General features: G+C 72.5%; 15 protein-coding genes. 13 read left to right on the top strand and 2 right to left on the bottom strand.

Features of this window, described 5'->3' with window-relative positions; all coding sequences use genetic code 11:
• Positions 1–20: 20 nt before the first annotated feature.
• The 5 genes from pyrH to J4N02_RS10320 are packed head-to-tail and all read left to right on the top strand — an operon-like array spanning position 21 to position 4,155.
• A complete protein-coding gene (gene pyrH, locus J4N02_RS10340) occupies positions 21–731 on the top strand; it encodes a UMP kinase (RefSeq protein ID WP_182815761.1) in 711 nt (236 codons plus the stop codon).
• Between the two features lie 42 nt (positions 732–773).
• Positions 774–1,328 (top strand): ribosome recycling factor, encoded by a 555-nt coding sequence (frr, locus tag J4N02_RS10335; RefSeq protein WP_182815952.1) that lies wholly within the window; start codon positions 774–776, stop codon positions 1,326–1,328.
• Complete coding sequence (locus J4N02_RS10330; protein ID WP_182815763.1) at positions 1,329–2,231, top strand: phosphatidate cytidylyltransferase; 903 nt, start codon at positions 1,329–1,331, stop codon at positions 2,229–2,231. It abuts the gene before it with no gap.
• Between the two features lie 11 nt (positions 2,232–2,242).
• Positions 2,243–3,415 (top strand): 23S rRNA (adenine(2503)-C(2))-methyltransferase RlmN, encoded by a 1,173-nt coding sequence (gene rlmN / locus J4N02_RS10325; RefSeq protein ID WP_188332816.1) that lies wholly within the window; start codon positions 2,243–2,245, stop codon positions 3,413–3,415.
• Entirely contained in the window at positions 3,415–4,155 is a 741-nt protein-coding gene (locus tag J4N02_RS10320) for a TIGR02206 family membrane protein (protein ID WP_188332817.1), read from the top strand. The genes rlmN and J4N02_RS10320 overlap by 1 nt, the downstream gene beginning before the upstream one ends.
• On the opposite strand, the gene J4N02_RS10315 is transcribed toward J4N02_RS10320, so the two are convergent.
• Positions 4,156–5,232: an LOG family protein gene (locus J4N02_RS10315; protein WP_182815769.1), complete on the bottom strand. Its 1,077-nt coding sequence runs from the start codon at positions 5,230–5,232 to the stop codon at positions 4,156–4,158.
• An 18-nt stretch (positions 5,233–5,250) separates the two neighbouring features.
• On the opposite strand from J4N02_RS10315, the gene dxr reads away from it, so the two are divergent.
• From dxr to J4N02_RS10280, 7 genes are read left to right on the top strand one after another with little or no spacing between them, the layout of a single operon-like run.
• Positions 5,251–6,423, top strand: a complete 1,173-nt coding sequence (gene dxr / locus J4N02_RS10310; protein WP_188332818.1) for a 1-deoxy-D-xylulose-5-phosphate reductoisomerase — start codon at positions 5,251–5,253, stop codon at positions 6,421–6,423.
• The gene (locus J4N02_RS10305; protein WP_188332819.1) at positions 6,423–7,694 is read left to right on the top strand and encodes an RIP metalloprotease; all 1,272 of its coding nucleotides are present in this window, start codon (positions 6,423–6,425) and stop codon (positions 7,692–7,694) included. The genes dxr and J4N02_RS10305 overlap by 1 nt, the downstream gene beginning before the upstream one ends.
• A gap of 8 nt (positions 7,695–7,702) precedes the next feature.
• The gene (gene ispG / locus J4N02_RS10300; protein WP_182815775.1) at positions 7,703–8,848 is read left to right on the top strand and encodes a flavodoxin-dependent (E)-4-hydroxy-3-methylbut-2-enyl-diphosphate synthase; all 1,146 of its coding nucleotides are present in this window, start codon (positions 7,703–7,705) and stop codon (positions 8,846–8,848) included.
• A complete protein-coding gene (locus J4N02_RS10295) occupies positions 8,848–9,675 on the top strand; it encodes a GNAT family N-acetyltransferase (RefSeq protein ID WP_188332820.1) in 828 nt (275 codons plus the stop codon). Before ispG ends, J4N02_RS10295 begins: the two co-directional genes overlap by 1 nt.
• Positions 9,676–9,725: 50 nt before the next feature.
• Positions 9,726–10,937 (top strand): CapA family protein, encoded by a 1,212-nt coding sequence (locus J4N02_RS10290; RefSeq protein WP_182815779.1) that lies wholly within the window; start codon positions 9,726–9,728, stop codon positions 10,935–10,937.
• 30 nt (positions 10,938–10,967) lie between these two features.
• A complete protein-coding gene (locus tag J4N02_RS10285; protein ID WP_188332821.1) occupies positions 10,968–12,743 on the top strand; it encodes a proline--tRNA ligase in 1,776 nt (591 codons plus the stop codon).
• A complete protein-coding gene (locus J4N02_RS10280; RefSeq protein WP_182815783.1) occupies positions 12,740–13,534 on the top strand; it encodes a TSUP family transporter in 795 nt (264 codons plus the stop codon). Before J4N02_RS10285 ends, J4N02_RS10280 begins: the two co-directional genes overlap by 4 nt.
• 4 nt (positions 13,535–13,538) lie before the next feature.
• Here the strand turns inward: J4N02_RS10280 and J4N02_RS10275 are convergent, their stop codons facing one another.
• Positions 13,539–14,444 (bottom strand): DUF4439 domain-containing protein, encoded by a 906-nt coding sequence (locus J4N02_RS10275; RefSeq protein WP_188332822.1) that lies wholly within the window; start codon positions 14,442–14,444, stop codon positions 13,539–13,541.
• 88 nt (positions 14,445–14,532) lie between these two features.
• On the opposite strand from J4N02_RS10275, the gene rimP reads away from it, so the two are divergent.
• Positions 14,533–15,042, top strand: a complete 510-nt coding sequence (rimP, locus tag J4N02_RS10270) for a ribosome maturation factor RimP (protein ID WP_188332823.1) — start codon at positions 14,533–14,535, stop codon at positions 15,040–15,042.

The raw sequence follows: 15,042 nt of genomic DNA, 5'->3' as shown, positions 1-15,042 counted from the left end.
CCACCGACGAAGGAGAACCCATGCCCGCGTACGACCGCATCCTGCTCAAGCTGTCGGGAGAGGCGTTCGGCGGGGGATCGGTGGGTGTCGACCCCGACATCATCGCGGGCATCGCCGGCGAGATCGCCGAGATCGTGGCCGCCGGCACGCAGGTCGCGATCGTGACCGGTGGCGGCAACTTCTTCCGCGGCGCCCAGCTGCAGCAGCGGGGCATGGACCGCCGCCGCGCCGACTACATGGGCATGCTCGGCACCGTCATGAACTGCCTGGCCCTGCAGGACTTCCTCGAGCAGGCTGGCGTCCCCACGCGCGTGCAGACCGCCATCACGATGGGCCAGGTCGCCGAGCCGTACATCCCGCTGCGCGCCGTGCGCCACCTCGAGAAGGGCCGCGTGGTCCTGTTCGGCGCCGGCTCCGGCATGCCGTTCTTCTCCACCGACACCGTCGCCGCCCAGCGCGCCCTCGAGATCGGCGCGAACGTGCTGCTGATGAGCAAGAACGGCACCGACGGCGTCTACGACTCCGACCCGCGCACGAACCCCGACGCGCGTCGCTACGACGACCTCAGCTACACCGACTTCCTCGCCCAGGACCTGAAGGTGGCCGACGCGACCGCCGTCAGCCTGGCCCGCGACAACGGCCTGCCCATGGTCTTCTTCGACCTCGGCGTCCGTGGCAACATCGCCCGGGTCGTCAATGGTGAGAAGATCGGTACCACCGTCCACGCCTGAGACCCGACCGAGACCGAAACGACGAAGGAGCATTCGACGATGATCGCCGACATCCTGAAGACCGCCGAGAGCAAGATGCAGGGCACGATCGAGCACGTCAAGGAGGAGCTGGGCGGCATCCGGACCGGTCGCGCGCACCCCGCCATGTTCAACAAGATCATGGTCGACTACTACGGCACGCCCACGCCGCTGCAGCAGCTGGCCACGTTCCAGGTCCCCGAGGCCCGCACCGTGCTGATCAGCCCCTTCGACCGGGGCTCGATGAACGCCATCGAGAAGGCGATCCGCGACTCCGACCTCGGCGTGAACCCGGCCAACGACGGCCAGCACATCCGCCTGGTGCTGCCGCAGCTCACCGAGGAGCGCCGCAAGGAGTACATCAAGCTCGCCCGGCACAAGGCCGAGGAGGCCCGCATCGCCGTGCGCAGCAACCGCCGCCACGCCGTCGACTCCATCAAGAAGCTGGAGAAGGACAAGGAGGTGGGCGAGGACGACGCCCGCCACGGCGAGAAGCAGCTCGACACGCTCACCAAGAAGTACGAGGAGCAGGTCAACGAGTTGCTGAAGGCCAAGGAAGCCGACCTCCTCGAGGTCTGAGTGACCGACCAGGCGGCCGTCGCGCCCAAGAAGAAGCGGTCCGCGGGCAGGGACCTGCCCGCGGCGATCGCGGTGGGCGTGGGCCTGCTGGCCCTGCTCGTCGTCACCCTGACGTGGTGGCACTGGGGCTTCATCCTGCTCGTCGCGCTGATGCTCAGCCTGGGCGCCATCGAGGTGCACCAGGCGCTGAAGCGCCTCGGCATGAACGCCGCCGTGGTGCCGATCGTGATCGGGACGATCGGCATGATCGTGGGCACCTACGCCGCCGCCACCGGCGTCGGCACGCAGCTGGAGGCCCAGCTCGGCACCAACTTCGGCATGCCGTGGCACTCGGTGCTGCTGATGTTCCTCGGCGCCACCGTGCTGGCCGCCCTCATCGTGCGGTTCCCCAAGGGTCACGAGAACTTCGTCCGGGACGCCGCCGCCTCGGTCTTCATCATCGGCTACATCGCCCTGCTGGGCTCCTTCACCGCGCTCATCCTCGCCGGCGAGCACGGCGCCGCCCGCATGGTCACCTTCCTGCTCTGCGTGGTCGCCAACGACACCGGCGGCTACGCCGTGGGCGTCCTGTTCGGCCGGACGCCGCTGGCCCCGGCCATCAGCCCCAAGAAGACGTGGGAGGGCCTGGCCGGTTCGCTGCTGTTCGCGATGGCGACCGGCGCCGCCCTGGCCCACTGGGTGCTGGACGTGGACTGGTGGGTGGGCGTCCTCCTGGGGGCGGCCTGCGTGTTCTTCGGCACGTGCGGTGACCTGATCGAGTCGTCGATCAAGCGCGACGTCGGCATCAAGGACATGAGTTCGATCCTCCCGGGCCACGGCGGCGTGATGGACCGCCTCGACTCGATGCTCGTGGCCGCCGCCCCCGCGTGGCTGGTCATGTACCTCTTCGTCCCCGGCGGGTAGCCTTCGGTGCGATGACCGAGGGACTGACCGACGCCGAGCGCTCACGCGCCGACGAGCTGGACGCCCACGCCCGCGCCGGGCGTGTGCTCCCGCTCGTCTTCGACGCCCCCCGACGCGGCAAGCCGCCGCGCCACTGGGCCGACCTCGCCCCCGCCGAGCGGAAGCCCGCGGCGGTCGAGGCGGGGCTGCCCGGGTTCCGGGCCTCCCAGTTCGACACGCACTACTACGGCCAGGCCAGCACCGATCCCACGTCGTGGACCGACCTGCCCGCCGCCCTGCGGGAGCAGGCGAAGGTCACCTTCTTCCCCGACCTGCTGACCGAGGTGCGGGTGCAGACCGCCGACGAGGGCACGACGGTCAAGACCCTGTGGCGCCTGCACGACGGCAACCTCGTCGAGAGCGTGCTCATGGAGTACGGCGTCCCGGGCAAGCGCTCCAGCGGCACCGGCCGGCACCGCGCCACGCTGTGCATCTCGTCCCAGGCGGGCTGCGGCATGGCCTGCCCGTTCTGCGCGACCGGCCAGGGCGGGCTGCAGCGCAACCTGTCGACCGCCGAGATCGTCGAGCAGGTCGTCGCGGCGATGCAGCGGGTCCGGCTCAACAACATCGTGTTCATGGGCATGGGCGAGCCGATGGCGAACTACAACGCGATCATGGGCGCCATCCGCCGGATGACCGACGACCTGGGCCTCTCGGCGCGCGGGATCACGGTCTCCACCGTCGGGCTCGTGCCCCGCATCGAGCAGCTGGCCACCGAGGGCCTGCCGCTGACGCTGGCGGTCAGCCTGCACGCCCCCGACGACGAGCTCCGGGACACGCTGGTGCCGATCAACACCCGCCACAAGGTCGACGAGGTCGTCGACGCGGCCCACCACTACTTCACGACCACCGGGCGACGCGTCTCGATCGAGTACGCGCTCATCCGCGACGTCAACGACCAGGCCTGGCGCTCCGACGCCCTGGCCGACCTCCTGACCAAGAACGGACGCGGCGCGGGCTGGGTCCACGTGAACCCGATCCCGCTCAACCCGACGCCCGGCTCGAAGTGGACGGCCTCGCGCCGCCACGACGAGCAGGAGTTCGTGCGCCGCCTCAACGCGCGGGGCATCGCGGCGACGATCCGGGACACCCGGGGTCAGGAGATCGACGGCGCCTGCGGGCAGCTCGCGGCCAAGGAACGCTGATGGGCTACTTCTCCGCCCGCCCCGTCGGGCCGCCCTTCAGGCTGTTCGGGACCCGCCACCTCCTCGCGCTGGCGGGGACCGGGCTCGGCGTGGCCGGGACCATCGCCCTGGGCCGTCGCCAGGGCGAGGCCGGACGCCGGGCCACCAAGGCGGCCATCATCGCCGGGCTGTGGGGCCAGGAGGTGGCCTACCACGCGTGGAAGGCCCGCCACGGGGCCTGGAACCTCCAGGAGATGCTCCCGCTCCACCTGTGCTCGGTCCTGGTGTGGGCCGGCGGGACCAACCTCATCCGTCCCACGCAGTTGGGCGACGACATCACCTGGTTCTGGGGGCTGTCGGGCGCGCCCCAGGCGCTGCTCACCCCCGACCTGGCCGACTTCGGCGACCGGCACTTCCGGTTCCACCAGTTCTTCATCAGCCACGGCTTCCTGCTGACGGTGCCGCTGTGGCAGGTCTTCGTCGAGAGGCGTCGGCCGACCGCGGCCGGGGGCGTCCGGGCGTTCGGGATGCTGCTCGCCCAAGCCGCGCTGGCGCACGCGGTCAACCGCAGGCTGGGCAGCAACTACATGTTCTTGACGCGCAAGCCGGACACGGCCAGCATCCTCGACAAGCTGCCGCCCTGGCCGGGCTACATCCCGTGCCTGGCGGTGATGGCGGCGGCGGTGTTCGCCGCCGAGTACGCCCCCTTCGCGGTCGCCGACGCCCTGCGCGCACGGCGCCCGCGCCGGCGCGACGCCTGATCACCCCAGCAGGGCGAGCACCTCGTCGACCGAGTCGACCAGGTGGATGTGCGGCTCCATGATCCGGCCCTTCGCCAGCGCCTTCAGCAGCGGCCAGGCCGGCACCACCCGCGTCCAGTAGTCGTGCCCGAGCAGCACCATCGGGCGCAGGTCCAGCTCCTCCAGGGCGTAGTAGTTGCGGGTCAGCGCCTGGAAGATCTCCTGCGTCGTGCCCGCACGCCCGGGGGAGTAGACGATCCCCGCCCCGCACAGGCGCAGCAGGATGTCCTCGCGGATCGCGTTGTCGAAGTACTTGGCGATGCCGCCAGCGAACACGTTGGGCGGCTCGTGGCCGTAGTACCAGGTGGGCACTCCGACAGACAGCCGCGAGCAGTCCCAGCGCTCGCGGACGGTGAATCCCGCCGCGGCCCACACGCCGGGGTCGGGCGTGAAGGAGGGCGTCGCGGCGAGCGCCGCGCAGGCCTCGACCAGGGCCTCCGGCCCGTCGCGGAAGCTCGCGCCCAGGTTGGCCGCCTCCATCAGGCCGGGGCCGCCGCCGGTCAGCACCAGGTGGCCGGCCTCGGCCAGCCCGTGGCCCAGCCGGGCGGCCTGGACGAACTCGGGCGCGCCGCGCACCACCGAGTGGCCGCCCATCACCCCGACGCCGCTGCGGGGGTCGGTGACGACGTCGTTGAGTGCGTCGCTGATGAAGTGGTCGTGGAGCGACTGGGCCAGCGTGGCGTCCAGCAGCCGGGCGCGGTCGCGCAGCGTCCAGCCGTAGACGCGCGCATCCGGGGTGCCCGCGTAGCCCTCGGCGAGGCCGGCGTAGAGGTCCTCGGGCGCGTACAGCCGCGACGGGTAGGCGTCGAAGGGCAACTGCGGCAGGCGGGGGAAGATGGACGCCCCGCGGCCGGCCAGGTCGGCCGCCACCCGGTGCTTGAGCCGGCAGCCGAGGAAGAACGCGTTCTGCACCGGGACGCGCTCGAGCACGTCGCCGCGCCCGCGCAGGTCCAGCGCGTGCACCACGCAGCCGGCCAGGGACTTCTCGGCGCGGAGGTGGGCGTCCAGGGCCTCGATGGTCTCGATCTCGGCGCGCATGGTGAGAGACTAGCTCCCGTGCGTGACGTCGTGATCCTCGGCAGTACCGGTTCCATCGGCACCCAGGCGCTGGACGTGATCGCGTCCCGGCGCGACCGGTTCACCGTGGTCGCGCTGACCGCCGGCGGGTCGCAGCTCGAGCTGCTGGCCGAGCAGGTGCGCACCTTCGCCCCCCGCCTCGTCGCGGTGCCGGACGCCGCGGTCGCGCCCCTGCGCGGGCTCCTGACCGGCGTCGAGGTGGAGATCCTCGGCGACGGCGGCAACGCGACCGCCGCCCGCATGCCCTGCGACGTCGTGCTCAACGCGATCACCGGCGCCGCCGGCCTGCTGGCCACGCTGGCCACCCTCGAGGCCGGGCCGACGCTGGCGCTGGCCAACAAGGAGTCCCTCGTCATCGGCGGCCGCCTGGTGACCGACGCCGCGGCCCCGGGCCAGCTGGTCGCCGTCGACTCCGAGCACTCGGCGTTCGCCCAGGCGCTGCGCGCCGGCCGCGCCGAGGAGGTCCGCCGGCTGGTGCTCACGGCGTCCGGGGGGCCGTTCCGCGGCCGCTCGCGCGCCGAGCTGGTCGACGTCACGCCCGAGCAGGCGATGGCGCACCCCACCTGGAACATGGGCCGGGTCATCACCATCAACTCGGCCACCCTGGTCAACAAGGGCCTCGAGCTGATCGAGGCCGCCCTGCTCTACGGCGTCGACTACGACGCCATCACCGTCGTGGTGCACCCGACCTCCGACGTGCACTCGATGGTCGAGTTCGTCGACGGCTCCACCATCGCGCAGGCGTCCCCGCCCGACATGCGCCTGCCGATCGCCCTCGGCCTGGCCTGGCCCGAGCGGGTGCCCGACGCGGCCGCCGCCTACGACTGGTCGGTGCCGCGCAGCTGGTCGTTCGAGCCCCTCGACTCCGAGGCGTTCGGCGCGGTCGAGCTCGCCCGCCGCGCGGGGAAAGCAGCGGGCACCGCCCCGGCCGTCTACAACGCCGCCAACGAGGTGTGCGTCGACGCCTTCTGTGCGGGCCGGATCGGCTTCTTGGGCATCGTGGATACCGTGGGTGCCGTGCTCGACGAACACCTCGCCGGCGACCACGTCGCCGATGCCGACCTGACCGTGGCGGCCGTGCTGGCCGCTGACGGGTGGGCGCGCGGGCGGGCCGAGGAGCTGTGCGGCCGAGAGGGTGCGGGGCGGCGCTGATGGAGCTGTTCTGGACGATCGTCTTCGGGCTGCTGTTCTTCGCCCTGCTGATGGCCTCGGTGGCGCTGCACGAGGTGGGCCACCTGCTGCCGGCCAAGCTGTTCGGCGTCCGGGTGCCGCAGTACTTCGTGGGCTTCGGCAAGACCCTGTGGTCGACCCGACGCGGCGAGACCGAGTACGGCGTGAAGCTGTTCCCCCTGGGCGGGTTCGTCCGCCTGCTCGGCATGTACCCGCCGACCCGGCCCGGGGCGAAGCAGACCTGGCTGCAGCGCTTCGCCGACGACGCGCGCAGCTACGAGTGGGACGACATCCGCCCCACCGACGACGGCCGGCTGTTCTTCCAGAAGAAGACCCACCAGAAGCTGATCATCATGGCCGGCGGGATCACGATGAACCTGGTCCTGGCCTTCCTGCTGTTCTGGGCGGTCCTGGGCGGGGTGGGGACCTACCAGCCGCAGCCGGTGGTGGCCGGCGTCCAGCCCTGCGTGCTCACCGAGCAACGCGAGTGCACGGCGTCCGACCCCCTGACGCCGGCCGCGCAGGCCGGGCTGAGGGAGGGCGACCGCATCGTCTCCTTCAACGGCACGCCCATCACCCGCTACGCCGAGCTGACCGACCTGATCCGGCGCAACCTCGACGGCCCGGCGACGTTCGTGGTCGAGCGCGGCGGCCAGCAGGTGACGCTGCCGACCGTGAACACCATCATCAGCGGCGTCCGCGACGACCTGGACCCCTCGAAGCTCGTGCCCGCCGGCTGGATGGGGCTCTACCCCCAGCTCGCGCGCGAGCACGCCGGGCCGGTGGGGGTGCTGCGCCACATGGGCCAGATGACCGCGCAGTCCGCGGTGGCGCTGGCGCAGTTCCCGGTCAAGGTGTGGAACGTGGCCGTCGACATGGTCACCGGCCAGCCGCGCGACGTCTACGGCCCGATCTCGATCGTCGGGGCCAGCGCCATCGCCGGCGAGGCGGCCGTGCAGGACGCCCCGGTGCTGGAGAAGGCCGCCATGTTCGCCAGCCTGCTGGGCTCGATCAACCTGTTCCTGGCGCTGTTCAACCTGGTCCCGCTGCCGCCGCTGGACGGCGGCCACATCGTCGGGGCGCTGTGGGAGTGGCTGCGCCGCACCGCGGCCCGCCTGACCGGACGCCCCGACCCCGGCCCCGTCGACACGGCCAAGATGGTGCCGGTCGCCTACGCGGTGGGAGGATTCCTCCTGCTGTGCGGCATCGTGTTGATCGTGGCCGATATCGTCACACCGGTGAAGATCTTCTGAGGAGAACCATGACCGTGAACCTGGGCATGCCCGCCACGCCGGCCCCCGTCCTGGCGCCGCGCCGACCCACGCGCCGCATCAACGTGGGCAAGGTGGCCGTCGGTGGGGGAGCGCCGGTCTCGGTGCAGTCGATGACCACGACGAAGACCACCGACATCAACGCCACCCTGCAGCAGATCGCCGAGCTCACCGCGACCGGGTGCGACATCGTGCGCGTGGCCGTCCCCAGCCAGGACGACGCCGACGTGCTGCACATCATCGCCAAGAAGAGCCAGATCCCGGTCATCGCCGACATCCACTTCCAGCCGAAGTACGTGTTCGCCGCGATCGACGCCGGCTGCGCCGCGGTGCGCGTCAACCCGGGCAACATCAAGCAGTTCGACGACAAGGTGGGCGAGATCGCCAAGGCGGCGGCCGACGCGGGCGTCAGCCTGCGCATCGGCGTCAACGCCGGCTCGCTCGACAAGCGCCTGCTGGCCAAGCACGGCGGCCCGACCGCCGAGGCGATGGTCGAGTCGGCGCTGTGGGAGGCGTCCCTGTTCGAGGAGCACGGCTTCGGCGACTTCAAGATCTCGGTCAAGCACCACGACCCGGTCGTCATGGTGAACGCCTACCGCCAGCTCGCCGCCCAGTGCGACTACCCGCTCCACCTCGGGGTCACCGAGGCGGGCCCGGCGTTCCAGGGCACCATCAAGAGCTCGGTCGCCTTCGGCGTCCTGCTCGCCGAGGGCATCGGCGACACGATCCGCGTCTCCCTGTCGGCCCCGCCGGTCGAGGAGGTCAAGGTCGGCCAGAAGATCCTGGAGGCCCTGAACCTGCGCCAGCGCCAGATGGAGATCGTCTCCTGCCCGGGCTGCGGCCGCGCGCAGGTCGACATCTGGGGCCTGGCCAACGACGTCACCGACGGTCTGGAGGGCCTGACCGCCCCGCTGCGCATCGCCGTGATGGGCTGCGTCGTCAACGGCCCCGGCGAGGCCCGCGAGGCCGACCTCGGCGTGGCCGCCGGCAACGGCAAGGGCCAGATCTTCATCAAGGGCGAGGTCATCAAGACCGTGCCCGAGTCCGAGATCGTCGCCACGCTCATCGAGGAGGCCAACAAGCTGGCCGCCGAGATGGAGCACACGGGCGAGTCCCCGACGGTGAGCGTGGTCTGATGCGGAGCCGGGTGCTCGACGCGGGCGATCGGGCCCTCGTCACCCGGCTGCTCGACGCCGACCCCGTCGGCAACTGCTTCGTGGCCTCGCGCGTCGAGGCGGGCGTGCTCGATCCCTCCGAGGTGGGGGAGTTGTGGGGCTACCCTGCGCACGCGCCCCGTTCCCTGCTACACGTCGGCGCCAACATCGTCCCCGTCGCCGCCGATGCCGAGGCCCTCGACGCCTTCGCCCTCGACATCGGCCGGTGGCGCTCCTTCGTCGCGATCGTCGGGCCCGTGGCCCAGGTCTTCGGGCTGTGGGACCGCCTGTCGGCGGAGTGGCCGCACGCCTACGCCGACGCCCGTGTCGTCCGTGAGCGCCAGCTGCTGATGGCCTGCACCGGCCCGACGGCGGTGGACGCCGACCCGCGCCTGCGCCCCGCCCGGGCCGAGGACTTCGACTCCTACTTCGCGGGGGCCGTCCACATGTACCGCGAGGAGCTCGAGGAGGACCCCCTCACCACCAACCCCGTCGGGTACCGGCGCTACGTGCGCTCGCTCATCGACGACCGGCGCGCCTTCGCGATCGTCGAGGACGGGCGCGTGGTGTTCAAGGCCGACCTCGGGGCCATGTCCCGGCGGGTGGCGCAGGTCCAGGGCGTCTGGGTGGCCCCCGACCTGCGCGGCCGCGGCCTGTCCGTGCCCGCCATGGCCGGGGTGACCGACGCGATCCTCGCGGGCGGGCGGATCGCCTCGCTGTACGTGAACGACTTCAACGCCCCCGCCATCGCCTGCTACGAACGCGTCGGCTACGACGTGGTCGGCGAGCTCACCACCGTGCTGTTCTGAGGGCCGGTCCGGTTGGGTCGACCCAAGCGGGCCGACCTACAATGGGCGGGATGCTCACCTCCCGTTCCCTGGCCCCGCTGGCGTGCGCCCTCGCCCTGGCGGTGGCCGGGTGCGCCCAGGTGCAGCCCGCGCCCGCCCCGACGCCCGACCGGCCGCAGCCCGCGGCGTCCGGGACACCGACGCAGGCGGCACCCACTCCGAGCACGACGCCCAGCCCCACCCCGACGCCCACGCCCACGTCCGAGCCCGAGCGACTGACGATCACGGTCAGCGGCGACCTGCTCTGGCACCGCGGCCTCATCGCCGACGCCGCGCAGGCCGGCAAGGACGTCGGTGCCGCGTACGACTTCGTGCCGGTCTTCGAGCACATCCGTCCCCTCATCGAGGACGCCGACGTGTCGATCTGCCACGTCGAGGTCCCGGTCGCGCCGCCGGGCGTCAAGCCGGTCGGGTACCCCGTGTTCGCCGCGCCGCCCGAGACGATCGAGGCGGCCAAGGAGGTGGGCTTCGACTACTGCACGACGGCGTCCAACCACACCTTCGACCAGGGCATGGCCGGCATCGACGCCACGCTGGACGCCCTCGATGCGGCCGGCATCGTCCACACCGGCGCCTACCGGGAGCAGGCGGACGTGGGCAAGCCCGCCATCCTGACCACGGCGTCCGGGGTGAAGGTGGCCGTCGTGGCCGGGGCGTACGGCTCGAACCTGAAGGCACCGGGCGGCCGCACCTGGGCGTTGGACCTGCTCGACGCCGAGGCGATGGTCGCCCGCGGTGAGGCGGCGCGCGAGGCCGGCGCCGACATCGTGCTGGCCGCCATGCACGCCGGGACCGAGCAGCAGCACCAGCCCAACGGGCAGCAGGTGGCGGCGGCCACCACCCTGGCCGAATCGGGCGTGTTCAACCTGGTCTACGGCCACCACGCCCACGTCGCCCAGCCGTGGGACCGCATCAACGACACGTGGGTCGTCTACGGCGGTGGCAACCTGATCGGCCAGATGAGGGTCGCCACGCCCCGCTCCTGGGAGCAGTACCTGGGCCGCCTCACGTTCGAGCGGCAGGGCGAGGCCTGGGTGGCCGTCGAGGCCGAGTACGTGCCGCTGCTGGTCACGCTGAGCCGCCCCGGGGCGCCCGCCCGCGTGCTCGACGTCAACAAGGCGCTGGCCGAGGGCCGCGGGGACGCCGAACGGCTCAAGGTCGCCAAGCAGCAGGTCGCCAAGGCGGTCGGGATGCTCGGCGCGGAGGTGACCGAGGTCGGCTGAGGCCGCCCGCATCGTTTAGGCTTGGCCCTCGTGATCACACGCATGTCCGAGCTGTTCGTCCGTACCCTCCGCGAGGACCCCGCCGACGCCGAGGTGCCGAGCCACCGCTGGCTCGTCCGCGCGGGCTACATCCGCCGCGTCGCCCCGGGCATCTACAGCTGGCTGCCGCTGGGCCTGAAGGTGCTGCACAAGGTGGAGCAGATCGTCCGCGAGGAGATGGACGCCATCGGCGCGCAGGAGGTTCGGTTCCCCGCCCTGCTGCCCCGCGAGCCCTACGAGGCGACCGACCGCTGGACCGAGTACGGCCCCAACCTGCTGCGCCTGACCGACCGCAAGGGCGCCGACATGCTGCTCGGGCCCACGCACGAGGAGATGTTCACCCTGATGGTGAAGGACCTCTACTCCTCGTACAAGGACCTGCCGCTGAGCCTGTACCAGATCCAGACGAAGTACCGCGACGAGGCCCGGCCCCGCGCGGGGCTGCTCCGCGGGCGCGAGTTCGTGATGAAGGACTCCTACAGCTTCGACATCGACGACGCCGGGCTCGCGGCGTCCTACGACGCCCACCGGATCGCCTACCAGCGGATCTTCGACCGCCTGGGTCTGGAGTACGTCATCGTGTCCGCCACCTCGGGCGCCATGGGCGGCTCGGCCTCGGAGGAGTTCCTGGCCGTCGCCGAGATCGGCGAGGACACCTTCGTCCGCAGCCCCGGCGGGTACGCGGCCAACGTCGAGGCCGTGAAGCGCCCGCTCGCGCCCGAGCAGGACGCCTCCGGCGTGCCCGCAGCCCACGTCGAGGACACCCCCGACTCGCCGACCATCGAGACTCTCGTCGCGCTGAGCAACGAGCGCTTCCCGCGCGCCGACCGGGCCTGGGCGGCCGCCGACACCCTGAAGAACGTCCTGTTCATGCTCAAGCACCCCGACGGCACCCGCACGCCCCTGGCCGTCGGCCTGCCCGGTGACCGCGAGGTGGACGCCAAGCGGCTCGAGGCGGCCGTCGAGCCGGCCGAGGTCGAGGCCTTCGGCGACGCCGACTTCGAGAAGTACCCCCAGCTCGTGAAGGGCTACATCGGCCCCGGCGCGGCCACCGGCGGCGCCCTTGGCCTGGACGCCGACGGCAAGGGCGTGCGGTACCTGACCGACCCCGCCGTCGTGCCCGGCACCCGCTGGATCACCGGCGCCAACGCGCCCGGCCGGCACGTGTACGACCTCGTCTGCGGCCGTGACTTCACCTCCGACGGCGTGCTGGACGTCGCCGAGATCCGTGAGGGCGACCCCGCCCCCGACGGCTCCGGCCCGCTGACGCTGGCCCGCGGCATCGAGATGGGCCACATCTTCCAGCTCGGCCGCAAGTACGCCGACGCGCTGGGCCTGAAGGTGCTCGACCCCAACGGCAAGCTGGTCACGGTCACCATGGGCTCCTACGGCGTGGGCGTGTCCCGCGCCGTCGCCGCCGTGGCCGAGACGACCTGCGACGACAAGGGCCTGGCCTGGCCGCGCAACCTGGCGCCGTTCGACGTGCACATCGTCGCCACGGGCAAGGACGCCGCCGCGCTCGACTTCGCCACCGCGCTGGCGCACGAGCTGGACGAGGCGGGCGTGAGCGTGCTGCTGGACGACCGCAAGGCGTCCCCGGGCGTGAAGTTCGCCGACGCCGAGGTGCTCGGCATGCCGACCTCGGTGGTCGTCGGCCGCACGCTGGCCGACGGGGTCGTCGAGGTGCGTGACCGCGCCAGTGGCGAGAAGACCGAGGTGGGTGTGGACGTCGTGGCCAACCACGTCGTCGCGCTCGTCAAGGGGTGACCGGCCTCGAGCTGCCCCTGCTGACGATCGCCCTGCTCGTCGCCGCCTCGTTCCTGGCGGGGTGGGTCGACTCGATCGTCGGCGGTGGCGGGCTCATCCAGCTGCCATCGCTGCTGATCGGCCTGCCCGCCGACACGCCCGTGCCGACGATCGCCGGCACCAACAAGCTGCCCAGCGCGATGGGCACGGCGGTCGCGGTCATCACCTACCTCCGGCGGGTGCGCATCCCGTGGGCGGCGCTCCTGCCCTTGATCGCCTTCTCCTACCTCGGGTCCTCGCTGGGCGCCCAGCTGACGCACTTCCTCGACCGCGCCGCCTTCACCCCCCTCGTGCTGGCGGCCATCGTCGGGGTGGGCTGGTACACGTGGCGGCGTCCGCAGCTCGGCCTGCACCACGAGGTGCGGCACAGCGGCTGGCGCGGCTTCGCGTGGCTGGCGCTGATCGGGCTGGTCGTCGGCCTGTGGGACGGCTTCATCGGCCCCGGCACCGGCTCGTTCTTCCTGATCCTGATCGTCGCGGTGATGGGCTTCGACTTCCTCACCTCCACCGCGCTGGCCAAGATCGCCAACCTGACGACCAACGTCGCCGCGATCGTCGTCTTCGGCCTGTCCGGCAACATCCTGTGGGGGCTCGGCGCCGCGATGGGCGTGGCCAACCTGCTGGGCGGCTTCCTCGGCGCCACGATGGCGCTCAAGCACGGCAACGGATTCGTCCGGAAGGTGTTCCTGGTCGTGATCGTCGCCCTCGGCCTCAAGCTCAGCTGGGACATGGTCGCCCCGCTGTTCGCCTGACGCGTCAGGTCGAGGGCAGCCCCGGCCAGCGCTCCAGCAGCCCGCCCCACACGGGGACGTCGGCGGCCGTGGCGCCCAGCGCGTCGATCAGGAGCGGGCGCAGGTCCGCGGGCCCGTGGGCGATCGTGCGGCCCAGCACGGGCAGCGCCGCGGCCTGGACGCGCGCGGCGAGGGCCCGCCCGGCGGAGGCGTCGGCGACGGGCGGCACCGCGTACCACGGGGGACCGGGCGTGGGGGACGCCGACGCCACCCGCGCTTGGGCGGTGAGGTCGTCGCGCAGGCCGGTCCACGACGTCAGCCGGGCGCGCAGGGCGCCGACCTCCGCCTCGGACAGCCCCGGCGCACCGGCGGCGACCTGCAGCCCGTACACGGCCGCGGACGCCGCGTCGAGGGCGGCCTGCGCGGCGGCCTGCGGTTCCTGCGGGGCCGGCAGCCGGACGCCCCGGGCCGGCTCACGCGCCCCCGGCGCGTCGGGGAGCTGGGCGGCGACCGCGACGCACCAGGCGGCCATGGACGCCCAGACCAGCGGCCGGGCGGTGGTCGGGTCGAGGGCCTGCTCGGTGAACGCGGTCCGGGCCGTGCCGAGGGCACCGGTCAGGGAGCCCAGGTCGGCGGGCGTGGCCGCCGGACTCGGTGTGGGGCGGGGGTCGGCCGGCGGGGCCAGGGACGTCGCCTCGTACTGGTCGTCGTTCACGTCGAGCGCCCACGCCAACAGGTCGGCCTGGGCGCGGTCGAGGGGGCCGGACGCCGCGGCCGTCAGGGCGTTGCGCAGCGCCTGCAGGGCGCGGTGGCCGGGGACCGACGGGTCGGGGGTGGGGGCGATGCGGGGCTCGCCCTGCTCGGGGAGCACGCCACAGCCGGCGAGCGTCGCCAGCGCGACGCCACCCAGCAGGACGCGGCGGCTCAGCACGCCAGCGAGGCTACACCGGTGGCTGGGGGCGGGGGCCTTGGCTAGACTGGCGCGAACAACTGCACGACCACAACAGGAACGGAGCACCATGAAGCAGCAAGCCATCGAAGCAGTCGTGGGCCCCGTTGTGGAGCAGTGTGGCCTCGAGGTCGACCGCATCGAGATCGCGAGCGCCGGCAAGCGCAGCGTCCTGCGCGTCTACCTCGACGGTGACGGCCCCGAGGGCCGCGGCCCCAGCCTCGACGAGATCGCCGACGCGACGCGCGCGGTGTCGGCGGCCCTCGACGAGTCGGACGCCACGGGCAACGCCCCCTACACGCTCGAGGTCTCCTCGCGTGGGGTGAGCCGCCCGCTCACCGAACCCAAGCACTTCCGCCGCAACGTCGGACGCCTCGTGGCCCTCACCCTGGCCGACGGCTCGGTGACCGGGCGCATCAGCGCCGCCGACGGCGACGGGATCGACCTGGACGTCGACGGCGCCGTGCGGCGCGTCGACCTCGCCCGCATCAGCAAGGCCGTCGTGCAGGCCGAGCTCCGCAAGGATTCCCCTGCGGACGACGCCGACGCCGAGGGTGTGGACCTTTTCGACGAGGAGTGA

Source organism: Propioniciclava sp. MC1595 (genome assembly GCF_017569205.1).
GTDB lineage: Bacteria > Actinomycetota > Actinomycetes > Propionibacteriales > Propionibacteriaceae > Propioniciclava.
Note: the sequence above shows the minus strand (reverse complement) of the source record. Positions and strands in the feature narration are given on the sequence as shown.

What these genes read in the sequence shown, in the direction of transcription:
- J4N02_RS10295 (WP_188332820.1), top strand. Translation starts at nt 8,848, where the DNA reads ATGCGGAGCCGGGTGCTCGACGCGGGCGATCGGGCCCTCGTCACCCGG.
- J4N02_RS10320 (WP_188332817.1), top strand. Translation starts at nt 3,415, where the DNA reads ATGGGCTACTTCTCCGCCCGCCCCGTCGGGCCGCCCTTCAGGCTGTTC.
- J4N02_RS10305 (WP_188332819.1), top strand. Translation starts at nt 6,423, where the DNA reads ATGGAGCTGTTCTGGACGATCGTCTTCGGGCTGCTGTTCTTCGCCCTG.
- J4N02_RS10290 (WP_182815779.1), top strand. Translation starts at nt 9,726, where the DNA reads ATGCTCACCTCCCGTTCCCTGGCCCCGCTGGCGTGCGCCCTCGCCCTG.
- pyrH (WP_182815761.1), top strand. Translation starts at nt 21, where the DNA reads ATGCCCGCGTACGACCGCATCCTGCTCAAGCTGTCGGGAGAGGCGTTC.
- rlmN (WP_188332816.1), top strand. Translation starts at nt 2,243, where the DNA reads ATGACCGAGGGACTGACCGACGCCGAGCGCTCACGCGCCGACGAGCTG.
- ispG (WP_182815775.1), top strand. Translation starts at nt 7,703, where the DNA reads ATGACCGTGAACCTGGGCATGCCCGCCACGCCGGCCCCCGTCCTGGCG.
- rimP (WP_188332823.1), top strand. Translation starts at nt 14,533, where the DNA reads ATGAAGCAGCAAGCCATCGAAGCAGTCGTGGGCCCCGTTGTGGAGCAG.
- J4N02_RS10315 (WP_182815769.1), bottom strand. Translation starts at nt 5,232, where the DNA reads ATGCGCGCCGAGATCGAGACCATCGAGGCCCTGGACGCCCACCTCCGC.